At 68.5% G+C, this 17,425-nt stretch carries 20 protein-coding genes; 10 read left to right on the top strand and 10 right to left on the bottom strand.

Annotated features, from left to right (window positions below; translation table 11 throughout):
• Positions 1-139: 139 nt before the first annotated feature.
• Together QQ657_RS35550 and QQ657_RS56790 are read right to left on the bottom strand one after the other, a co-directional pair.
• On the bottom strand, positions 140-676 hold the full coding sequence (locus QQ657_RS35550; protein WP_284746701.1) for a GNAT family N-acetyltransferase: 537 nt from the start codon (positions 674-676) through the stop codon (positions 140-142).
• Between the two features lie 633 nt (positions 677-1,309).
• A complete protein-coding gene (locus QQ657_RS56790) occupies positions 1,310-2,047 on the bottom strand; it encodes a tyrosine-type recombinase/integrase (protein ID WP_350310733.1) in 738 nt (245 codons plus the stop codon).
• Here QQ657_RS56790 and QQ657_RS35555 point away from each other — a divergent pair.
• A complete protein-coding gene (locus tag QQ657_RS35555; RefSeq protein WP_284746702.1) occupies positions 1,928-2,275 on the top strand; it encodes a hypothetical protein in 348 nt (115 codons plus the stop codon). The genes QQ657_RS56790 and QQ657_RS35555 overlap by 120 nt on opposite strands.
• A gap of 22 nt (positions 2,276-2,297) precedes the next feature.
• A complete protein-coding gene (locus QQ657_RS56795; RefSeq protein ID WP_350310729.1) occupies positions 2,298-2,498 on the top strand; it encodes a helix-turn-helix domain-containing protein in 201 nt (66 codons plus the stop codon).
• Positions 2,499-2,851: 353 nt separating this feature from the next.
• On the opposite strand, the gene QQ657_RS35560 is transcribed toward QQ657_RS56795, so the two are convergent.
• Complete coding sequence (locus tag QQ657_RS35560) at positions 2,852-3,862, bottom strand: alpha/beta fold hydrolase (RefSeq protein WP_284746703.1); 1,011 nt, start codon at positions 3,860-3,862, stop codon at positions 2,852-2,854.
• A gap of 76 nt (positions 3,863-3,938) precedes the next feature.
• Complete coding sequence (locus QQ657_RS35565; RefSeq protein ID WP_284746704.1) at positions 3,939-4,910, bottom strand: aldo/keto reductase; 972 nt, start codon at positions 4,908-4,910, stop codon at positions 3,939-3,941.
• Positions 4,911-5,045: 135 nt separating this feature from the next.
• On the opposite strand from QQ657_RS35565, the gene QQ657_RS35570 reads away from it, so the two are divergent.
• The 4 genes from QQ657_RS35570 to QQ657_RS35585 all read left to right on the top strand — a co-directional run bounded on the left by QQ657_RS35570 (position 5,046) and on the right by QQ657_RS35585 (position 7,571).
• A complete protein-coding gene (locus tag QQ657_RS35570; RefSeq protein WP_284746705.1) occupies positions 5,046-5,651 on the top strand; it encodes a TetR/AcrR family transcriptional regulator in 606 nt (201 codons plus the stop codon).
• A gap of 44 nt (positions 5,652-5,695) precedes the next feature.
• A complete protein-coding gene (locus tag QQ657_RS35575) occupies positions 5,696-6,409 on the top strand; it encodes a Gfo/Idh/MocA family oxidoreductase (RefSeq protein ID WP_284746706.1) in 714 nt (237 codons plus the stop codon).
• Positions 6,390-7,076, top strand: a complete 687-nt coding sequence (locus tag QQ657_RS35580) for a helix-turn-helix domain-containing protein (protein WP_284746707.1) — start codon at positions 6,390-6,392, stop codon at positions 7,074-7,076. Before QQ657_RS35575 ends, QQ657_RS35580 begins: the two co-directional genes overlap by 20 nt.
• A gap of 183 nt (positions 7,077-7,259) precedes the next feature.
• Positions 7,260-7,571 (top strand): TMEM199/VMA12 family protein, encoded by a 312-nt coding sequence (locus QQ657_RS35585; RefSeq protein WP_284746708.1) that lies wholly within the window; start codon positions 7,260-7,262, stop codon positions 7,569-7,571.
• 211 nt (positions 7,572-7,782) lie between these two features.
• On the opposite strand, the gene QQ657_RS35590 is transcribed toward QQ657_RS35585, so the two are convergent.
• Positions 7,783-8,793, bottom strand: a complete 1,011-nt coding sequence (locus QQ657_RS35590; protein ID WP_284746709.1) for a hypothetical protein — start codon at positions 8,791-8,793, stop codon at positions 7,783-7,785.
• 28 nt (positions 8,794-8,821) lie between these two features.
• Positions 8,822-9,376: an RNA polymerase sigma factor gene (locus QQ657_RS35595; protein ID WP_284746710.1), complete on the bottom strand. Its 555-nt coding sequence runs from the start codon at positions 9,374-9,376 to the stop codon at positions 8,822-8,824.
• A gap of 503 nt (positions 9,377-9,879) precedes the next feature.
• Between QQ657_RS35595 and QQ657_RS35600 the strand changes: the two genes are divergently transcribed.
• Both QQ657_RS35600 and QQ657_RS35605 read left to right on the top strand, forming a co-directional pair.
• The gene (locus QQ657_RS35600) at positions 9,880-10,002 is read left to right on the top strand and encodes a hypothetical protein (RefSeq protein ID WP_284746711.1); all 123 of its coding nucleotides are present in this window, start codon (positions 9,880-9,882) and stop codon (positions 10,000-10,002) included.
• Between the two features lie 235 nt (positions 10,003-10,237).
• On the top strand, positions 10,238-11,026 hold the full coding sequence (locus tag QQ657_RS35605) for a hypothetical protein (RefSeq protein WP_284746712.1): 789 nt from the start codon (positions 10,238-10,240) through the stop codon (positions 11,024-11,026).
• A 43-nt stretch (positions 11,027-11,069) separates the two neighbouring features.
• Here the strand turns inward: QQ657_RS35605 and QQ657_RS35610 are convergent, their stop codons facing one another.
• The gene (locus QQ657_RS35610; protein ID WP_284746713.1) at positions 11,070-11,522 is read right to left on the bottom strand and encodes a hypothetical protein; all 453 of its coding nucleotides are present in this window, start codon (positions 11,520-11,522) and stop codon (positions 11,070-11,072) included.
• Between the two features lie 716 nt (positions 11,523-12,238).
• On the opposite strand from QQ657_RS35610, the gene QQ657_RS35615 reads away from it, so the two are divergent.
• On the top strand, positions 12,239-13,666 hold the full coding sequence (locus QQ657_RS35615; protein ID WP_284746714.1) for a M1 family metallopeptidase: 1,428 nt from the start codon (positions 12,239-12,241) through the stop codon (positions 13,664-13,666).
• A gap of 27 nt (positions 13,667-13,693) precedes the next feature.
• On the opposite strand, the gene QQ657_RS35620 is transcribed toward QQ657_RS35615, so the two are convergent.
• Positions 13,694-14,554, bottom strand: coding sequence for a hypothetical protein (locus tag QQ657_RS35620; RefSeq protein WP_284746715.1), 861 nt, complete (start codon positions 14,552-14,554; stop codon positions 13,694-13,696).
• 86 nt (positions 14,555-14,640) lie between these two features.
• On the opposite strand from QQ657_RS35620, the gene QQ657_RS35625 reads away from it, so the two are divergent.
• Positions 14,641-15,777: a YceI family protein gene (locus QQ657_RS35625; protein ID WP_284746716.1), complete on the top strand. Its 1,137-nt coding sequence runs from the start codon at positions 14,641-14,643 to the stop codon at positions 15,775-15,777.
• A gap of 9 nt (positions 15,778-15,786) precedes the next feature.
• On the opposite strand, the gene QQ657_RS35630 is transcribed toward QQ657_RS35625, so the two are convergent.
• Both QQ657_RS35630 and QQ657_RS35635 read right to left on the bottom strand, forming a co-directional pair.
• Entirely contained in the window at positions 15,787-16,776 is a 990-nt protein-coding gene (locus tag QQ657_RS35630) for a quinone oxidoreductase family protein (RefSeq protein WP_284746717.1), read from the bottom strand.
• Between the two features lie 29 nt (positions 16,777-16,805).
• Positions 16,806-17,381 carry a CGNR zinc finger domain-containing protein gene (locus QQ657_RS35635; RefSeq protein WP_284746718.1) on the bottom strand — a complete coding sequence of 192 codons (576 nt, stop codon included), beginning with the start codon at positions 17,379-17,381 and terminating at the stop codon, positions 16,806-16,808.
• Between the last annotated feature and the right edge of the window lie 44 nt (positions 17,382-17,425).

Here is a 17,425-nt window from a genome sequence, read left to right on the forward strand (position 1 = left end):
TGAGCCACACCCGACAGCGTGGTGGGCAGCCGATGAGAGAGCCACCCGTCGAACACCTCGACCGAGCCTGGCCCGGCATCGGTCGTACCGCCATTCAACAAGTAGCCGATGTGCGTGCGAGCGGCGTCGGTGGATGCGGTCAGTGCAGGATGCGCTCGTCCCGGTCGACGTCGACATGGAGGAAAGTGAAGGTACGAACCCCGTCCGGATGGCGGCGAAGTTCCTGAGTCCAGTGCTCGCCGACGACCTCGGTCGCCACCTGCCTCCAGAAACGTGCTGCCGGTGCGTTCTCCTCCAGGAAGGCGATGGCCCAGCGTCCCCGACGTGACCGGATGAGTTCGGTGGCGGCTACCAGCCCGACGCCTTGACGCCGTAGAGCGCGAACGATGAAGAACGCGGTGATGAATGTGGCCGTGCCCTCGAAGGGGCGGAGCAAGCAAAAGCCTGCCAGCCGTCCGTCGGAGTAGATCACATAGGCATCGTGGTCAGCGTCAGTGAAGAACCGCGACAGCCGCGGGAAGTCGAACAGCCCCGTAGGTCCCGGCAGATCGCCCGTCCACTGCGACAAGTCGTGCTGTTCCAGCTGCCCCAACTGCTCAACCACCGGGCGCAGGCCGGCATCAGCCAACCGAAAGGTGACGCCGCCAGCCTGAAGCCCATGATCACTGTTCTGCATGGTGCAACATTGTCAGGTCGAAGCGGCGCTGTCCGCTTTCCCGCGCCCATAGGTGTATATGCGCGCCGCTTACCAACGATAGGTTATGTCATCGCGGCGCTACGACGCGCACCATCGTCGAACTTTCCAGTTGAATGATGCCGGTGACCAGGGTCGCAGACATCCGCTCATGCCGCATAGCGTGCGCCCTGGCGAGCCACCTCATCGGCACCTCGGCTCGAGACGGGGCTCGCTAGCCAAGGTCGCTCGTAACCGTTGGTCCGGCTGCACGACACCGGCTGCGAGATCCTGATCGGCCGGATCCAAGCCCACGTCACTTGCCGAATGCGCCAGATGTTCGACACGCGCGCGGCGCAGTCCTCTCACCAATTTCACTGGGGCACAGCTGGGGCAGACCCCCTGTTACAACTGCACTGAACAACACACGGTTGCAAGCAACGGCGATCAAGCGCATCATCCGACTAGGCGATTCTCTATCGCCGCAGGTCAGAGCCATGATCGACCCTCACTGGCAGTGAGGGGGTCAGGGGTTCGAGTCCCCTTAGCTCCACTCTCACAGAACCCCTTCGCTTCAGCCGTTGTGGCTGGTCGGAGGGGTTTTCTACGTTCCCGGTTGGATCATCGGTGATCGTCTTACGGCGTGATCTTGTGCTCCCGCTGGGGCAAAACTGGAGCACTGCCCCAGCCCCGGTCCGGCGTCCACCCGGTGTTCCCGCTGCTCGTCGGCTCGGTCGGCGAGTGACCCCCACCGTGGTGAAGAGGGTGACAACGGGCGCCACCCGTCCACCGTCGGTGACTGCGTGGGCGGGAGTGGTGCCGCCATGCGCCAGCGGCGCTCGAGATCATCCAGCAGCCGCTGCTCGACCTCCGGGCGACGTGGGAGTAGGTCTCGATAGCCCGGTTGTCCGGGTGATGACCAAGCCTGCGGGCCTGCGCAATCTCCGGTGCGCCGCCCGCGATCAGCCAGGTCTTGTGACTGTGCCGCAACCCGTGAAAGGTCAACCCCGGCCGCACCGCCGCACAGCCCGCCTTCGCTCCGGACGCGTCTCTGCCGTCGACCGCCGGGCGGAATACGCGCCGCAGGAACGTCGAGCGCCACAGCCACGTCCCGCTCGGCGTGGTGAACACGAACCCATACCGGGTGCCGCGCGAGATGCTCGCGCAGCAGCGCAACCAGAAACGGCGGCAACGCGATCGCCCGCGCCGAAGCCCGGGTCTTCGGCGGACCCAGCCACCGCATCGACCCGACTCGTGCAACGCACCCACCAGCGGATCAATCACGATCACGCCACGTCCGAGATCGACATTGTCGCGATGGAGACCGGCCAGCTCGCCCCACCGGCAGCCGGTCCACGCCGCGGTGATGACCAGCAGCCGCGCGATCGGTCCGCCGAGGACACCGGCCTGCTCGGACAACCGCACCACGCCCAGATCCGCTCCGCCACGGCCCGCCGTGACCGCCGGCCACAACGCCTCCGCCGGCGCACCGGGTTGAACGGGATCAGCCGCTCGCCGGCGGCATCGATCAATAGCGTCGACAGGAGGTTCAGCTGCGAGCTCACCGTCGACGGGGCGAGCCCCGCTCGCTCCAGCTCTTGAGCCCACTCGGTCACGCCCAACCGTGGCTCGCAACTGTGTAGTTCCCATCCGACACCGTCGCCTGGATCGTGGACGACGGGACCTGAGCGAACCGCGCCTGAGTCTTCTGACCATCACCTCCATCGCCGCACGATGGGGCTTCAGGCGGCCCGCCGACTTCAGCCCTACCTTCCACCGCCATACGGGCATCAGCCCCCAGCAGCACCGACACAAAGGCCAATGATTCAGGTAGCTAGGCACGCACGAGTCGACGGCGGTTGAGGACCGGCGTGAAGGAGGAGCCGAAGCAACGGCTGGGCCCAGACCTGGCCCGAATACACTCCGGCCGACCCTGGGCGCCGGCCGCCGGCGCGGAATACAGCAGGTTCTCGATACCGCTCATCACCAAGCATTCGGGCGGAGTTGCGGCCGTGTGACCTCCGCCGTGTGGCGAAGACTCGGGTGCGGCCTGACCGTGGTCGACGCCACGGCCCTCGAGGATCGGCGCGGCCACCGCATCGAGAACGCCAGGGCGTGCACGGTCCTCGGACAGTGCACGCCCTGATGTTCAGAGGTTGGTGTCAGCGTTTCCAGCCCTCAGCGCAGAAACTCGAGCAGCAGCGCGGTGAGCTCCCGCGGTCGTTCTTCGGTGAGCCAATGGCCAGTGTCGGCCATTACCTGGGTCTCGACGTTCGAGGCGTAGCCCTTCCACTGTGTACCGACGGCACTGCTCAGCGCCTCTTCGCCACCGACGGCCAGGACCGGCATCTTCAGTAGCCCCGACTCACGGAACTTCTCGTTCTGGGCAATGTCGGTGTGAAGCGCTTGGTACATGTCCATCCACGCCTCGAACCGGCCGGGCTCGCGGAGGTATCGGGCGTAGAACTCGTAGTCGCCGGTGTCAAACGCGCTGTCCACCGCCAGGTACTGCTCGATGAACCCCTTGACCAGGTCACGCTCGTGCCCACGGACAAGATCCTGAGCGAAGTCCTTCTGGAAGAATCCCAGGTGCCACGTCGAAAGCTCACCCTCGGGAGGGAAGGCCGGGAACGTGTAGAGGGACCGGTCGGGGATGGGCCCCTCCATCACCACCATCCTGCTGACCTCGGTGGGCCACATCGCGGCGTAAGGGTAGGCAATCCACGCGCCGATGTCGTGGGCCACGATCTGGATGCCCTTGGCCAGGTCGAGGTGGGCGAGCAGCGTGTGCACGTCGTCAGCCAACTGTGCCGTGTCGTAGCCGGTCGCCGGAACCGAGGAGTCCCCGGTTCCACGAAGGTCGACCGCGATCACGGTGTGGTTCTCGGCGAGTGCCTGAAGTTGCGGCTCCCACTCGGCGGACGTCTGCGGAAAACCGTGCAGAAGAACGACCGGTGAGCCGCTGCCCCCGCGGAGGTAGTGCATCCGGAAACCGTTCACCCACGCGTAGTTCGACTGGTAGCCGATCGGCGGCCGGTGCGACGATTCGGCGGTCCGGGCGGCGGCGCTCGACACGGCAGCCGACTCCGGCCGGGAGGTCACGGCGGCATCGGCCGAGACCAGGCCGGCCCCCACGACAGCGGTGGCCGCCGTGACGACGGCAACGATCGCCCTGGTCAGTACCGTCATTCTCGTTCTCATTTTTTCCCCTGAAGGTGTGGTCGGCTGGTTGCGGATGCCCGACCGGGCCCGAGTCCGCGGTCGGTCAGCGGTTGACGGCGGCCATGTTGGCTTCGTCGTAGCGGTCACCGGCGGCCGACTCCAGGTTGTTCAGCCGGGCTACCTGGGCGTCGGCGAGTTCGATGCCGTCGGCGGCGGTGTTTTCCTCGAGCCGGTCGATGCGTGTGGTGCCGGGGATGGGGGCGATGTCGTCGCCCTGGGCGAGCAGCCAGGCGAGGGCGACCTGTGCGGGGGTGGCCCCGGCTTCGGCGGCGACGGCGGTGACCTCGTCGACGATGCGCAGGTTGAGTTCGAGGTTGCCGCCGGTGAATCGCGGGTTGGTGCGGCGCCAATCGTCGGCGTCGAGGCCGTCCAACGAGCGGATGTTGCCGGTGAGGAACCCGTGGCCGAGCGGCGAGTACGGGACCAGGCCCACGCCGAGCTCGCGCAGGACCGGCAGAACCTCCGTTTCGGGGTCGCGGGTCCACAGCGAGTACTCGGATTGCACCGCGGCGAGCGGGTGCACGGCGTGGGCGCGCCGGATCGTCGTGGGGCCTGCCTCGGACAGGCCGATGTAGCGGACCTTGCCCTCGGCAACCAGCTCGGCCAGGGCTCCGACGGTGTCCTCGATCGGGGTGTCCTGATCGACGCGGTGCTGGTAGTAGAGGTCGATGTGGTCGGTGCCCAGGCGCCGCAGCGATCCCTCGACGGCGACCCGGATGCCGGCCGGGCTGCTGTCCGGGCCGGGGCGCCCGGTGTGCGAGACGAGGCCGAACTTGGTGGCCAGTACCACTTCGTCCCGGCGCCCCTTGATGGCTCGGCCGACCAGCTCTTCGTTGACGAAGGGGCCGTAGACCTCCGCGGTGTCGATGTGGGTGACGCCGAGGTCCAGGGCGTGCCGGATCGTGCGGATCGACTGATCGTCCAGCCGGCCGGCTCCGGTGTAGAAGGCTGACATCCCCATCGCGCCGAGACCGATGCGGGAGATCTCCAGCCCTCCGAGCGAGGTGGTTTTCATCCTGATGTCCTTTTCTGACGTGAGGTCGACCGCTTTAAGTTCCGGTCGGTACAGAACGCTAGCACATCGGGACCGTTCGGTACTAAAGTCTGCTGTGACGAGAGACAGTGGCTCTGGAGCGAGGAGGGCGCCGCCATGGGTGGTTCGGGGAGCACAGCGTTCGGCCGCCCCCGGGAGTTCGACATCGACGAGGCGCTGGAGCGCGCCATGCAGGTGTTCTGGGCTCGGGGCTACGACGGCACGAGCCTGACGGATCTGACCGGTGCCATGGGGATCACCAAGTCGAGCATGTATGCCGCTTTCGGCAACAAGGAGCAGCTCTTCCGCAAGGCAGTGAAGCGCTACGCCGAGGGTCCCGCCTCCTACGCAACGCGCGCCCTGCACGAGCCCACGGCACGGGGGGTGGCCGAGGCGTTCCTTCGCGGAGCCGTCCGGACCACGACATCGCCGGGCGCCCCCGCCGGGTGCCTGTCCGTTCAGGGCGCACTGGCGCTGAGCGAGCAGGGCCGCCCGGCGCACGATGTCCTCGTCGACTGGCGCAACGATGCGGGCGTACGGCTCGAGGAGCGCTTCCGGCGTGCCGTCGGCGAGGGCGACCTCGGGCCGGACGCCGATCCGAGGCGTCTCGCCCGGTTCATCATGACGATGGGATTCGGCATTGCGGTCCAGGCCGCGAACGGCCTGGGGACCGACGAACTCGATGAGATCGTCGCCACGGCGCTGCTCGCCTGGCCGGGCTAACGGACCGGGCCAGCTTCTGTACCGAGAGACCATAACTGGCGAAGGTGAAGCGAAAGGAAGGCGATGGCAGAACCCGGAAGACGGCCGACCGGTGTCGGGATCGTGGGCCTGAGCGCGTCGGGAGGGGCGCCGCGTTCGGGGTGCCCGGCTACGCATCGGTCCGGCAGCTCGCCGAGGACGAGAACGTCGACCTGGTGGTCGTCGCGGTCAAGGTGCCCAGGCATCACGAGCTGATCTTGCCCGTGCCGGCGGCGGGCGTACCGGTGCTCAGCGAGTGGCCGTTCGCCGTCGATCCGGCCGAGGCCGAGGAAATGCACCGAGCCGCTCGCGGGACGCGCGCCTTCATCGGGCTCCGAGGGCGTTCCTCACCCACCACCCGCTGGCTGGCCGACCTCGTCGCCGGCGGATACGCGGGAGAGGTGCTGTCCGCGACGGTGCTGGCGTCCTCGGTCGAGTGGGGTACCCCCGTCTCCGAGCGCATGCGATACACGCTCGACCGCGCACTCGGGGCCACGATGCTCACCGTCGCCTTCGGGCACGGCATCGATCTGGTGTCCATGATCGTCGGCGAGTTACAGGACGTAGTCGCTTCGACGACGGTCCGGCGACCGCTCGTCCCCTTGGGCCGCACCGGCCGGAGGGTCCCGATGACAGCCGAGGATCAGTGCACACCACCGGAGGCTTCACGGTGGTCACCGAGGGAGACCTCGAGCAGGTGCTCGCCGACAGCCCGAAGCCATGCTCGCCGCACTGGCTGAGGCGCACGAGCGGGGCAAGCGGGTGGTGTCGATCTGCACGGGGGCGTTCGTGCTGGCCGCGGCAGGCGTGCTGGACGGCCTGCACGCCACCACCCACTGGCGGTACATCGACGACTTCGAACACGATTTCCCCGCTGTGTCAGTGGATCGCGACGTGCTCTGTGTCGACGAGGGCAACGTCCTCACCTCGGCCGGAGTGTGCTGCGGCATCGACCTGTGCCTGCACATCGTGCGCCGCGACCTCGGCGCGGTAGTGGCCAACCGGATCGCCCGTGGCCCGGTCGCCGCCCCGCACCGCGAAGGCGGACAAGCCCAGTACGTGCCCACCCCGGTCGCGGTAGCCGGCGACGCGTCGCTGTCCGACACTCGCGAGTGGGCTCTGCAACGCCTCGGCGAGCAGGCCACCCTACGCGAACTCGCCCGGCACGCGGGCCTCTCGAAGCGCACCCTCATGCGCCGGTTCACCGAGGAGACCGGCACGACCCCATTGCAGTGGTTGCTCGACGCCCGTCTCGGCCGGGCACGAGAACTACTGGAGACCACCGATCACCCGGTGGACCGCGTGGCACGTGACTGCGGACTCGGTACAGCTGCCAACCTGCGACTGCACTTCCGGCGCGTACTGGACACCACCCCCACCGCCTACCGCCGCACCTTCGGGAACTGAAGCCGCCTCCGCTCCCTTGCTGCTGGAAGGGCGACCCGGGTCACCGATGGCATGGACAGCTACCGGACACCTGTCCGGACACAGTGTCTTGACAGAGTGTCCGAACAAGCTCACCCTGGTCGGGACGGATAGGGAGGCCACTATGAATTCCGATGTGTCTGGTTGTGCAGCGGGGGAAGCCCAGTGACCGCGGTCCTGTGGGTGATGCTCGGCCTGGCCTGGGTCGCGTTCGCCGGCACCGCCACGCTCTCGCTGCACCTGGCGCGGCGAAGCCGGCGCGGGGATACCGGAGCTGACATGGCCCTGCTCGCCCTGACGCCCTTGCTGATCGTCGACTTCCTGCTCTCCGTGCTTGGCGCAGTTGCGGGCGGTTGGCTCGCCATCCGGCTCGACGGTCTCGGCGCCCGGCTGATCGCCGGCACCGGGGCCGCGGTGCTGCTGGCCCGCATCGCGCTCGGAGCGGCGCAGACGTGGTGGTCTCGGCCGACCGAGTGACGGCGTCGAGGCCGAGCTGCGACCTGGTCCGGGAAAACTGACCCGCGGCTGGTACCGGGTCGACCTGACTCTGGCCGGAACGCACTACAGGTTCACGCCGGACTCCGACGACACGCAATTCAGGCACGACGACGGCGGCGACGCACAGACAGAACGGTCCTGGGAGGGTCCGAGATGATCTCGGCCCTCCCAGGACAGTTCGGTACGAGGATCAGATCTTGCCCGCGGCCACGTCGGCGAGGGTCACGCGAGCGGACTTGTAGTTCACCACCCAGCGCTTGGACGGTTCCGCCGAGGTGATCTCCTCACGGATCGGCAGGCCGTTGCCGGCGTTGATGGTGAGGACGTCCGTACTGCCGCCCAGGATGGCGGGGGGCGCGGTGAGGGTCAGCGCGGCCTGGCCGTCGACGGTGGTCTTGCCGACGATCATGTCCGGGATGGTCGCGTACAGCTTCAGCACGCCCGCGCGGACCTCCGCATCGGCGGCGTTGGCGAACAGCGCGTGTTCGGTGTTGCTCCACAGGTGGTTGTTGATGAGGTTTTCCAGGTCCTTGCCCGTCGGACGCGGTTTGGGGGCGGGAACCGTCTTGCCGATCTTGCGGAACATCTCCGCGGTCTCCGCTTGGGCAGCCGCCCAGGCCTTGTCGGCCTCGGCGGGGCTCAGGCCGACTCCCAGGGCATTGCCGGCCGCGGTGATCATCGCGATCCTGGCCTTGTCGACGTCGCCGTTCGCGGCAAGACGGGCCGCCGCCATCACGTTCCCGTCGTACGGCGTAGCGGGCTGGGCGTCGCCCTTGACGACTGCGTCCACCAGGGTCTTCGCCGAGTCGCCCGTGAACTGCTGGCCCTTGTCGGTGTAGAGGGTGTAGTTGAGGTCCGGTTTGTTGTCCAGCCCGAACTTCGTGTTGATGATCAGCGATGCGTCTCCTGGCTGCGTACCGGCCGCCTGGACCGCGGAGGCCAGCTTCACCAGCGGTGCCTCGGCCGCCTGCGGGGCCGCGCCGGACGGGCCGGCCGGGACGCTGCCGCCGGACGTACCCATCACCACGGCCGCCGCGACGGCTGCCGCGCTCACGGCGGCGACGCCGACCTTGGGCCAGGAGAACCAGCGCTTCGGTCGCACGACCGTGGCCACGGGCTCCCCCATCGCCGTCCGCAGTGCCGTACGGGCACGGTCATAGGCCTCGGGACCGGGGGACGGCACGTCACGCAGATTCTTCATGAGATCCATTTCATCCATGGGCTGTCTTTCACGTTGTCGGGACTTGCAGCAGCGCGACCACTTCGGGGGCTTCACGCAACGCCTTGCGCGCCTGGTGCAACAGGCGGCGGGCCGTGCCGGCCGGAATGTCGAGCACCCGCCCGGCCTCGGCGACGGTCAGGTCCTCCCAGGCGACCAGGCCCAGCACTTCCCGCTCTTCCGGTTTGAGCCGAGCCAGTGCCCTGCTCAGCAGTGCCTGTGTGTCCACGCGGGCATCCACCGCCGGCCAGGGATCCCAGTCACTCGCCACGCCGGTCAGGTCCGACGCCGGCTCCTCGGCCGGCGCGGACCGCCAGTGCCGGCGCAGCCTGTTCAGCGCGACGCCGTACAACCAAGGCCTGGCTTCGGGATACGAACGGTCATAGTTCGCACGGGACTCGTAAGCCGCCACCCACACATCGCCGAGCACGTCCTCGGCTGCCTGCCGCCCCACTCTGCGCGCCAGATAGTTCCCGAGCGCGGTCTCGTGCCGGCTGATCACTTCCACGAAGGCATCGGTGTCTCCGCGCAGCGACCTACCGATCAGTTCCGCGTCTGACGACATGAAGCTCCTCGGGTTTCGCTTCGCCCTGACACCCCGTCTTTGCCAACGCCCGCCCAAAGCGTTCAGGTTAGGTCACCCCGTGACGAACATCGCTGGTCAGGCGACGTGTGCGATAAGGAGCCGCAGAGCGTGCGTCCCGGTGAGCTGCTCTCAGCGGCACCTCAACCCGGGAGGGGTTCCTCAAGCAACGCCGCTCATGCGAGTGGGCCGGCTACACGACCTGGCTCGGCCTGGTAGTGCTCGGGTGGATCCAAGCCCCGTTGGACCGAACCCGCCGGCGACGACACCTGGCGAGTCCGCTACCGCCGCACCGACGGCACCAAAGGCGCCATCTCCGGCTTCCCCACCGCCAACACCGCCGACGACCGACCGCCCGTGCGAATGAGGCGCCGCCACCGGACCGAGCCCGGTCGACCAGGGCAAGACCTGAGAACGCGAACTGGCTGACCTGGGCATTGCCCGGCCTGCGTCGGCTCGCCGAGAACGCTCCTCCGAGGCCGGCGGTGATCCTCACTGGACTGTCCCGGCGGGATCGCATCGAGATCGCGCCCGAGCTGTTCGAGGACCGGCTCGTGGTGATCAGCCAGATGGCGCGGCATTCGTGCATCGACCTCCAGGTCAGCTGACGGCATCGCCGACGAGCGGAGCCGGCGGACCGCCGAACCGGGCGCCGGAGCCGACGCTCGAGGCCGCTATCTGCCGGTCGTGCACAAGCCGGATTGACAACAGCCCCTCCGCACTGATGAAGCGTTGTCGACGGACTGTCGACAAGCCGGGGGAACGTGAGGGCGTCCGCGGGACACGCGGGAATTCCGAGCACGTCGGGGAGGACGTATGAAGAAAGTACGCATTCTGACCGTGGTGACCGCAGTAGTCGGATTGCTCGCCAGCGGGGTGGCCACGGCCGACGCCGCCCAGCTCGAAGAGGTGAGCGGCACGGCCCACGGCACGGTGTTCCCGGGCGTCGGCGTGTTCGGCGCGCCGTTGCTCGGCCGTTTCCAGTACCACTTCACGAGCGGAGACCACCACATCCGCCAGGTCGCGGCGATGCCACTGCCGCAGCAGTCCGCGGTCGAGGTCACGTTCGCCGACGAGAACGGCGACGACAACTATGGCTATCGCGTCTCCCACGAGCGCGTCGATCCGGCCGGGATCGTGCCGGCGTCGTTCCACGGAACCTGCGCCGGCCAGTGCTCCGTGCCGCTCTTCACGCGCCCGGCCGGGGACTTCGTCTTCGTGCTCAGCGGCTTCCGGTTCGGTTTCGACAACGGCGACCACCACCTCGACATGATCGGGGTGTCGGAGAGCGGCAGCCGGCTGACGGTGCAGTACAAGGACAACAACGGCGACGATCCGTTCACCTACGACGTCAGCTACGCCTGGGTGCCCCGGTCCCGGCTCGGGTTCCTCGCGACCGTCCTCAACACGGTGCACGCCACCGGCACTGCGACCGGCTCCGCCCTGGGCGGGGAGAAGGTCATCCGAGGGTTCTTCCTGGACAACACCGCCAGTGGTGACGCGGGTGACAACCACATCCGTGATCTGGGCATCGAGGCCCAGGCCACCAGCTTCGACGTCCAGTACGGCGATGCCAACCCCGGAGACTCGGCAGACTGGCGCTACCAGATCCAGTACGCAACCTTGGTCTGACCGAGCCGTGCTCGTGGGTGGCGCGATCTCGGCGCCACCCACCTCACCGGGAGATCTGCCAGCCGAGCTCGGCCAGCTGTTCCGCGGCTTTGCCCACGGGCCAGAAGCTCACCTTGTCCAACCGGCCCGACGCGGTCCGGAACTTGAAACCGCGGCCGAACGGACCACGCACCCGACATACGCCAGTCACCTCGGCGCGGGCGATCCGGATCGGCATAAGGACCCCGACGCGCAGTTCGATCTGGTTTCGGCTGACCAGCAGACCGGCGAACGGCCACGTCGCGCTGACGCCGTTGACAATGGCCCCGCCCCGCAGGACGAGGTCGTAGTCCTCGTCCTGCAGCGCGGTAATCCGGCGCGCGTACTCCGGGGCCGGCGGCGGGACCTGGCCGATACCCCCGGTTTTCTCCCGCCGCCGGATCCCTACGAACACCGTCGTCACCAAAAGAGCGCAGATCGCCAGCAGGACGATCCCCATTTCCGCACGAGGGCTCATCGACGTTTCTCCGGCATCACCGGCGAAGTAGGTACGCACTCGGTCCCCGACAGTCCGAGTCTATGGGCGGCGTACATCGACACGGGCGCATAGCCCTCATTCCGCTGAGCGGTCGTCATCTGGCTGCTGCCACGAAATCGTCATGGAGTTACTCGGTTGCGCTCCAGAAGTCGCAGGCATCCTTCCCGACACCATAGTCGCGACCAGCGCTCGACTGGGCCATCAAATCGGGCCGACGGTCGGCATCCGGCGAAAGCTCGGCTGCGGCCGATGCCGGCCTGCGGCGACGTCGCCTCAGATTGCGGGGCTTTCCCTCACAGACGTACACCGCGGCGAGCGCACATGCCTTTGCGCTCATCATGCCCGAGCCGGAAGGTAGCGCCGGGCCTCGCAGGAGGAGCCATTCGGCCACCGAACACACCCGAAGCAGTTCGTCATCCGAACACGTTATGACCCACAGGGCAACGTCGTCCTCGCTATAGCGACGGAGATCTTCCGCAATCAAGCCGACACCTGCATCGAGCACGCCGCAGGCTACCGCAGTCATTCCTCGCAACGAGCGGACTGGCCGCGGCCGCATACCGGGATCGAAGACCTCTGTGGCACAACCGGTCACGAACCGCCCGAACCGGACTTCGCGGGCGCCGCAACGGGGTTGATCCTTGTGGCGGATCGGACCTACTCTTCAGCGTCGATGATTGCCGAGGAGGACTCCCATGCGAGGCGCCAACCGTAGTCGTGGCCACTTGGTGATCATCTCCTGCCTTCTGTCCGCCGGTCTGCTGGCCGCGGCGAGCCCGGCAGCGGATGCGGCGCCCGCACAAGCGCCGCGGTACTCGCCCGGTGCGCCGGGCGCGGGGGATCCGTACTTCCCCGACATGGGCAATGGCGGCTACGACGTCAGCCACTACGACATCCGGCTGGCGTTCGACCCCGCGTCCAAAGCGATCGACGCCACCACGACGATTCTCGCCACGGCCACACAGGACCTCTCCCGCTTCGACCTGGACTTCCAGGGACCGCTCAGGATCAGCCGACTGTCGGTGAACGGCCAGAACGCCGCCTTCACCCGCAGCGGTGCCCAAGAGCTGGTGATCACCCCGCCGCACGGTCTGCGGAAGGGCAGCACGTTCGTCGTCTCGGTGAGCTATGCCGGCGTCCCGCAGAAGATCGACGACCCTGCGCTGGGCCTCTCCGGCTGGGTCACCACCAAGGACGGCGCGATCGCGCTCAACCAGCCGATCGGCGCGGCGACCTACTACCCGGTCAACGACACGACCGACGACAAAGCGACCTACACCCAGACCATCACCGTGCCGACCGGACTCACCGTGCTGGCCAACGGCGAACCCGGGCCCACCACCACGCACGACCACCAGACCACCTTCCGCTGGACCATGAACCGGCCGATGGCCAGCGAGCTGAGCATGATCGCGATCGGCCACTACGACGTCACCCGCGGTGTGGCGGCCGGCGGCCTGCCGAACATCACCGCGATCGGCCAGTCGATCGACACCAAACCCGGTCAGGGCAAGGTGTTCAACCAGACCACGGCGCAGATCATCCAGTGGGAATCCTCGGTGTACGGGCAGTACCCGTTCGACTCGACCGGCGGCATCCTCGCCGACGTCGGCGTCGGCTACGCCCTCGAGACCCAGAGCCGGCCGGTCTACGACCAGAGCACCAGCGACGTCGACGGCGACCTGCTCGCCCACGAACTCGGCCACCAGTGGTTCGGCGACAGCCTCACTCCGGTGCACTGGTCGGACATCTGGCTCAACGAAGGCTTCGCGACCTATTCGGAATGGCTCTACCAGGAGAAATTCAACAACGTCCCCGTGCAACAGACCTTCGCGAAGGCCTACGCCGACGAGGACGACTGGAGTGGCAAAGTCGCCGACCCCGGACGTGATCACATCTTCGACGATCTGGTCTACAACCGCGGCGCGATGGCACTGCAGGCGCTGCGCATGAAGATCGGCGACCGCGCCTTCTTCCGCGTGCTCACGCAGTGGCCGACGGCCAACCGATACGGCAATGTCTCGACGCGGCAGTTCATCCAGTTCGTCGAGCGGCTGACCAACCGCAACCTCGACTCGTTCTTCCGCACCTGGCTCTACCAGCCGGGCAAGCCGGCACTCTGACCATGTCGTAGCACTCCTGGCGCGACGTCACGGACTCGGTATCGTCAGAGAAGCCACCGCAGCTTTCACCGCTTCGATCCGGTCGTCGTCCCAGCTGATTCCGGGGTCCGGCTCGAGGAAAGCCACCGCCGTGCCCGCGATGCCCAGGGCCGGGAGTGACCAGTCCTCGGTCGCCGTCGCGCCGAATGGCCGGGCCGGGATGCGTTCGCCGGCGAGGTCCGGTGTGGACAGTGCCATCAGGATCAAGCCGCGGGCGGTGGCGCTGACCAGCGTCGCCACCGTCTCGAACGTGGACCCCAGCTCGGGCCGCAGCCGGTAGCCGAACAACCCGGCGATCTGCTGCCAGGCCGTGGCGACGCGGGTGATGAAGCCGTGCTCCGAACGGGCGAGGATCTCCTGGATTCGTTGCCGCAGTTGGCCTTCCGCGAGACTCAGGAACGTGGCGTGCAACGCGAGGTAGGTGCGCCACTCGGCGGACCCGTAGAGCGCCTGGAAGTCCTGCAGCGCCGCCCGCCGGAACAGTTCCACCAGCATCGCGTGCCGCCCCTCGGCGGTGCCGAACCGGTCCTGGTGCGCACTGACGACGTTCTGGATCAGGCCGATGATCGCATCGGTGTCGGCCGCGCTCGGGACCGCGGCCTTGGCCAGTTCGGTGACCAGGTCGCTGAAGAACAGGTCCTTGTACGGCCACCGGCGGTAGACCGCGCTCCGCGCCACGCCGGCCTCGCGGATGATGTCCTCGAAGCGGAGGTGGTCCAGGCTCACCGTCAGACCGGTGCGGCCGACCATCGCCATCGCCGCCTCGAGCATCCGCTCGGCGGTCTCGTGGTCCGACAGGCGGCTGCGGCGGCGCCCCAGGCCCGTCGGTGCGCGGTCGGACTCGGTCACGCCACTCCCTGGTTACTTTGGACTCTATGTCTCAAGTCTCATGTCCGGTCAAGCTTACCCCAGCACGACCCGACAAGGAGGCAACGATGACGTGGCTGTACTCCCCCGACCGGCTGCGAGCGATGTACCGCGGCGCCCGCGCGAACGCCACCGCCCGGCGGTTCGCCCGGCTGTGGGCCGGCGTCTTCAGCCTGGGCCTGCAGCCCCGGCGCTGGGTGACCCTCGAGATCATCGGCCGACGGTCCGGGAACCCGACGCGGTTTCCGCTGGGCATGGCGGACTGGCACGGCCACTGGTACCTGGTGCCGATGCTGGGCGAGCGGTGCAACTGGGTCCGCAACGTCCGCGCCGCCGACGGCCACGCCGTCTTGCACCGCCGCGGCCGCCACCCCTGCCGGCTGGTCGAAATCCCCGTCGAGGACCGCGGCCCGATCCTCCGCCGCTACCTCGAAACCGTCCCCGGCGCCCGCCCCCACATGGCGATCAGCCCCGGCGCGCCACCAGCCGAGTTCGACGCCATCGCCGCCGGCTACCCCGTCTTCCAGGTTCTCCTCGACCACGCACCGCGGCACCGCGGACGGCGCTGGGCACGGCGCATCCTCATCGCTCTCGCCGCACTCGTCCTGTTGCTCGTCGCCTCGGTCGTCCTCTACGTCAAGCTCACGCCGGTCCCCGCCCCGCTCACGCTGCCCGCCACGACAAGCGCCGCCGTCGGTTCCCTCACCGGCCGATGGGACGTCACCACCGGATCCACCGCGGGCTTCCGCATCCGGCAGACGGTCCTGTTCGCGAACAACGACGTCGTCCAGCGCACCGAATCCGTCACCGGCAGCCTCACCATCACCGGGAACCAGGCCACCGCCGGCCGGTTCACCGTCGACCTGACCACCCTCACCACCGACGGCAAACCCACCCCTCAGCTCGCCATCAGCCTCGACACGGCCCAGCACCCCGAGGCCGTCGTCGCCGTGACCGCGCCGCTGACGATCGACCCGGCCGCCACCTCCGTCACCGTCCCGGGTCAGCTTTCCCTGCGGGGCCAGTCCCACCCGGTCGCCATCACGCTCACCGCCCGCCAGGACGGCGACACCCTCCAGGCCGCGGGCACCATCCCCGTCGCGTTCGCCGACTGGGACATCCCCAGCCCCGCCGGCTACGGCCCCTTCGGCTCACTGGACGACCACGGCACCGCCGAGTTCCTCCTCGTCCTCCACCGCCAATGAGCGCCCCGGCTAGAGCGAAAGGAGGACGCGGCCGAACGGGCCTCCCTCGGCGAGGTGGCGTTGCGCCTGCGCGGCCTGCTCCAGCGGGAACACGCGGTCGACCAGAGGGACGATCTCCTTGCGCCCCAGCATTTCGAGCAGCCGCGTGTTCGCCGAATTGATCTGCTCCGGGGTGAACAGCGCGAACCGGAAGCCGTGGATGTGGGTGTTCTTCCAGATGAGGTCGGTGACGTCGATTTCGGTGCGGGTGCTCGCCGCGTAGCCGATGCTGACCAGGGTGCCGTCCACGGCCAGGGCACCCAGCGCCGCGCCGGTCACGGAACCGCCGACACCGTCGAGGACGACGTCGACGCCTCGGCCGCCGGTCAGCCGGTGCACGCCGTCGCGGAGGGACTCGGTGGACAGGTCGATCACCTCGAACCCGGCCGCGCGGCCGCGCTCGGCCTTCGCGGTGCCCGTGGCGGTCGTGATGGCCGCGCCGGCGCCGAGGACCCGGGCGATGTCCACGCCGCCCTGCCCGACACCGCCCCCGACGCCGGGCGCGAGCACGGACTGCCCGGGGCGGAACCCGGTGAGCTCGGTGAGCGCCAGGTAAGCGGTGAGGTGCCCGGTCGCGGCGGTGAGCGCCGCCGCGGCGGTGTCGTCGACACTGTCCGGGATGGGCAGGACGTGCTTCGGGTCGACGGCGATGTACTCGGCCCACGTGCCGTCGGCGCCCACGCCGTACCGGCCGACGCTGAGCACGACGCGGGTCCCGGCCGGCAACTCGCTCGCGCCCGGTTCGGTGAGGACCCCGACGCCGAACCCGCCGGGCCGGATCGGCAGCGGCCGGACGGCCGCCGCGGGAAGCTTGCCGCGGCGGACGGTGTCGTCCAGCGGGTTCACCCCCGCCAAGGTGAGCCGGACGAGAGCCTGCCCGGGGCCGGGAACCGGGATGGGGACATCGACGACGCTGAGGACGTCGTAGTCGCCGAACTCGTCGTACTGGATCGCACGCATGGAGGACCTCCGAAATAGGTGTTTTGCTTTCAGTTCTTTTCGGACCGTTGCCGGGCGCGGTAGGCGCGCAGGTTGGCCGGATTGCCGCAGACGCGCACGTCGTGCCAGGTGCCGCTGTTGTTGCGCGAGCGGTCGAAGAACGCGGCCTCGCACCGGAGGTTGCGGCAGGCTTTGAGACGGCGCCACGTATCGGCGGCCTGGGCGTCCGCGATCGCGATCAGGGCGACCGAAGCCAGGGCCCGCCAGCCGGTGCCGCGCGGTTCCGGCCGGACCCGGCCGTCCGAGCCGAGGCGGAGAACCACCCCGGCCTGGTGTTCGGGTTGCGGCGCCGCCGGTCCGGCCACGAGGGCGTGGAGGTCGACGCGAAGGTCGCGAAGCGGGTCGAGGTCGTCCTCGCCGAGAGCCACCGCGGGCACTTCCTGACCGGTCTCCCCGGCCCAGGCCGCCAGCGCCTCGCCGGCCCAGTCCTGCGCCGACGTCACCTCGGCGAGCAGATCGGGCCGGCGGGGACGGCCCGCGGACCGGGTGTTGAGCAGGTCGTGGACGAACCCCAGGCTGCCCGGGGCGGGCACCAGGCTGTAGCGCGCGGTCGCGGACCAAGTCATGAAATGAGCATGAACCTTTTGCCTATTTCATGGGTTGCGCTGTG

The sequence above is a fragment of the Amycolatopsis ponsaeliensis genome, assembly GCF_030182635.1.
Taxonomy (GTDB): domain Bacteria; phylum Actinomycetota; class Actinomycetes; order Mycobacteriales; family Pseudonocardiaceae; genus Amycolatopsis; species Amycolatopsis ponsaeliensis.

Excerpts from the sequence above, each read along its gene's own strand:
- QQ657_RS35590 (WP_284746709.1), bottom strand. The coding sequence starts at position 8,793 with ATGAAGAATCTGCGTGACGTGCCGTCCCCCGGTCCCGAGGCCTATGAC.
- QQ657_RS35580 (WP_284746707.1), top strand. The coding sequence starts at position 6,390 with ATGCTCGCCGCACTGGCTGAGGCGCACGAGCGGGGCAAGCGGGTGGTG.
- QQ657_RS35595 (WP_284746710.1), bottom strand. The coding sequence starts at position 9,376 with ATGTCGTCAGACGCGGAACTGATCGGTAGGTCGCTGCGCGGAGACACC.
- QQ657_RS35630 (WP_284746717.1), bottom strand. The coding sequence starts at position 16,776 with ATGCGTGCGATCCAGTACGACGAGTTCGGCGACTACGACGTCCTCAGC.
- QQ657_RS35550 (WP_284746701.1), bottom strand. The coding sequence starts at position 676 with ATGCAGAACAGTGATCATGGGCTTCAGGCTGGCGGCGTCACCTTTCGG.
- QQ657_RS35615 (WP_284746714.1), top strand. The coding sequence starts at position 12,239 with ATGCGAGGCGCCAACCGTAGTCGTGGCCACTTGGTGATCATCTCCTGC.
- QQ657_RS35560 (WP_284746703.1), bottom strand. The coding sequence starts at position 3,862 with ATGACGGTACTGACCAGGGCGATCGTTGCCGTCGTCACGGCGGCCACC.
- QQ657_RS35625 (WP_284746716.1), top strand. The coding sequence starts at position 14,641 with ATGACGTGGCTGTACTCCCCCGACCGGCTGCGAGCGATGTACCGCGGC.
- QQ657_RS35565 (WP_284746704.1), bottom strand. The coding sequence starts at position 4,910 with ATGAAAACCACCTCGCTCGGAGGGCTGGAGATCTCCCGCATCGGTCTC.
- QQ657_RS35635 (WP_284746718.1), bottom strand. The coding sequence starts at position 17,381 with ATGACTTGGTCCGCGACCGCGCGCTACAGCCTGGTGCCCGCCCCGGGC.
- QQ657_RS35610 (WP_284746713.1), bottom strand. The coding sequence starts at position 11,522 with ATGAGCCCTCGTGCGGAAATGGGGATCGTCCTGCTGGCGATCTGCGCT.
- QQ657_RS35570 (WP_284746705.1), top strand. The coding sequence starts at position 5,046 with ATGGGTGGTTCGGGGAGCACAGCGTTCGGCCGCCCCCGGGAGTTCGAC.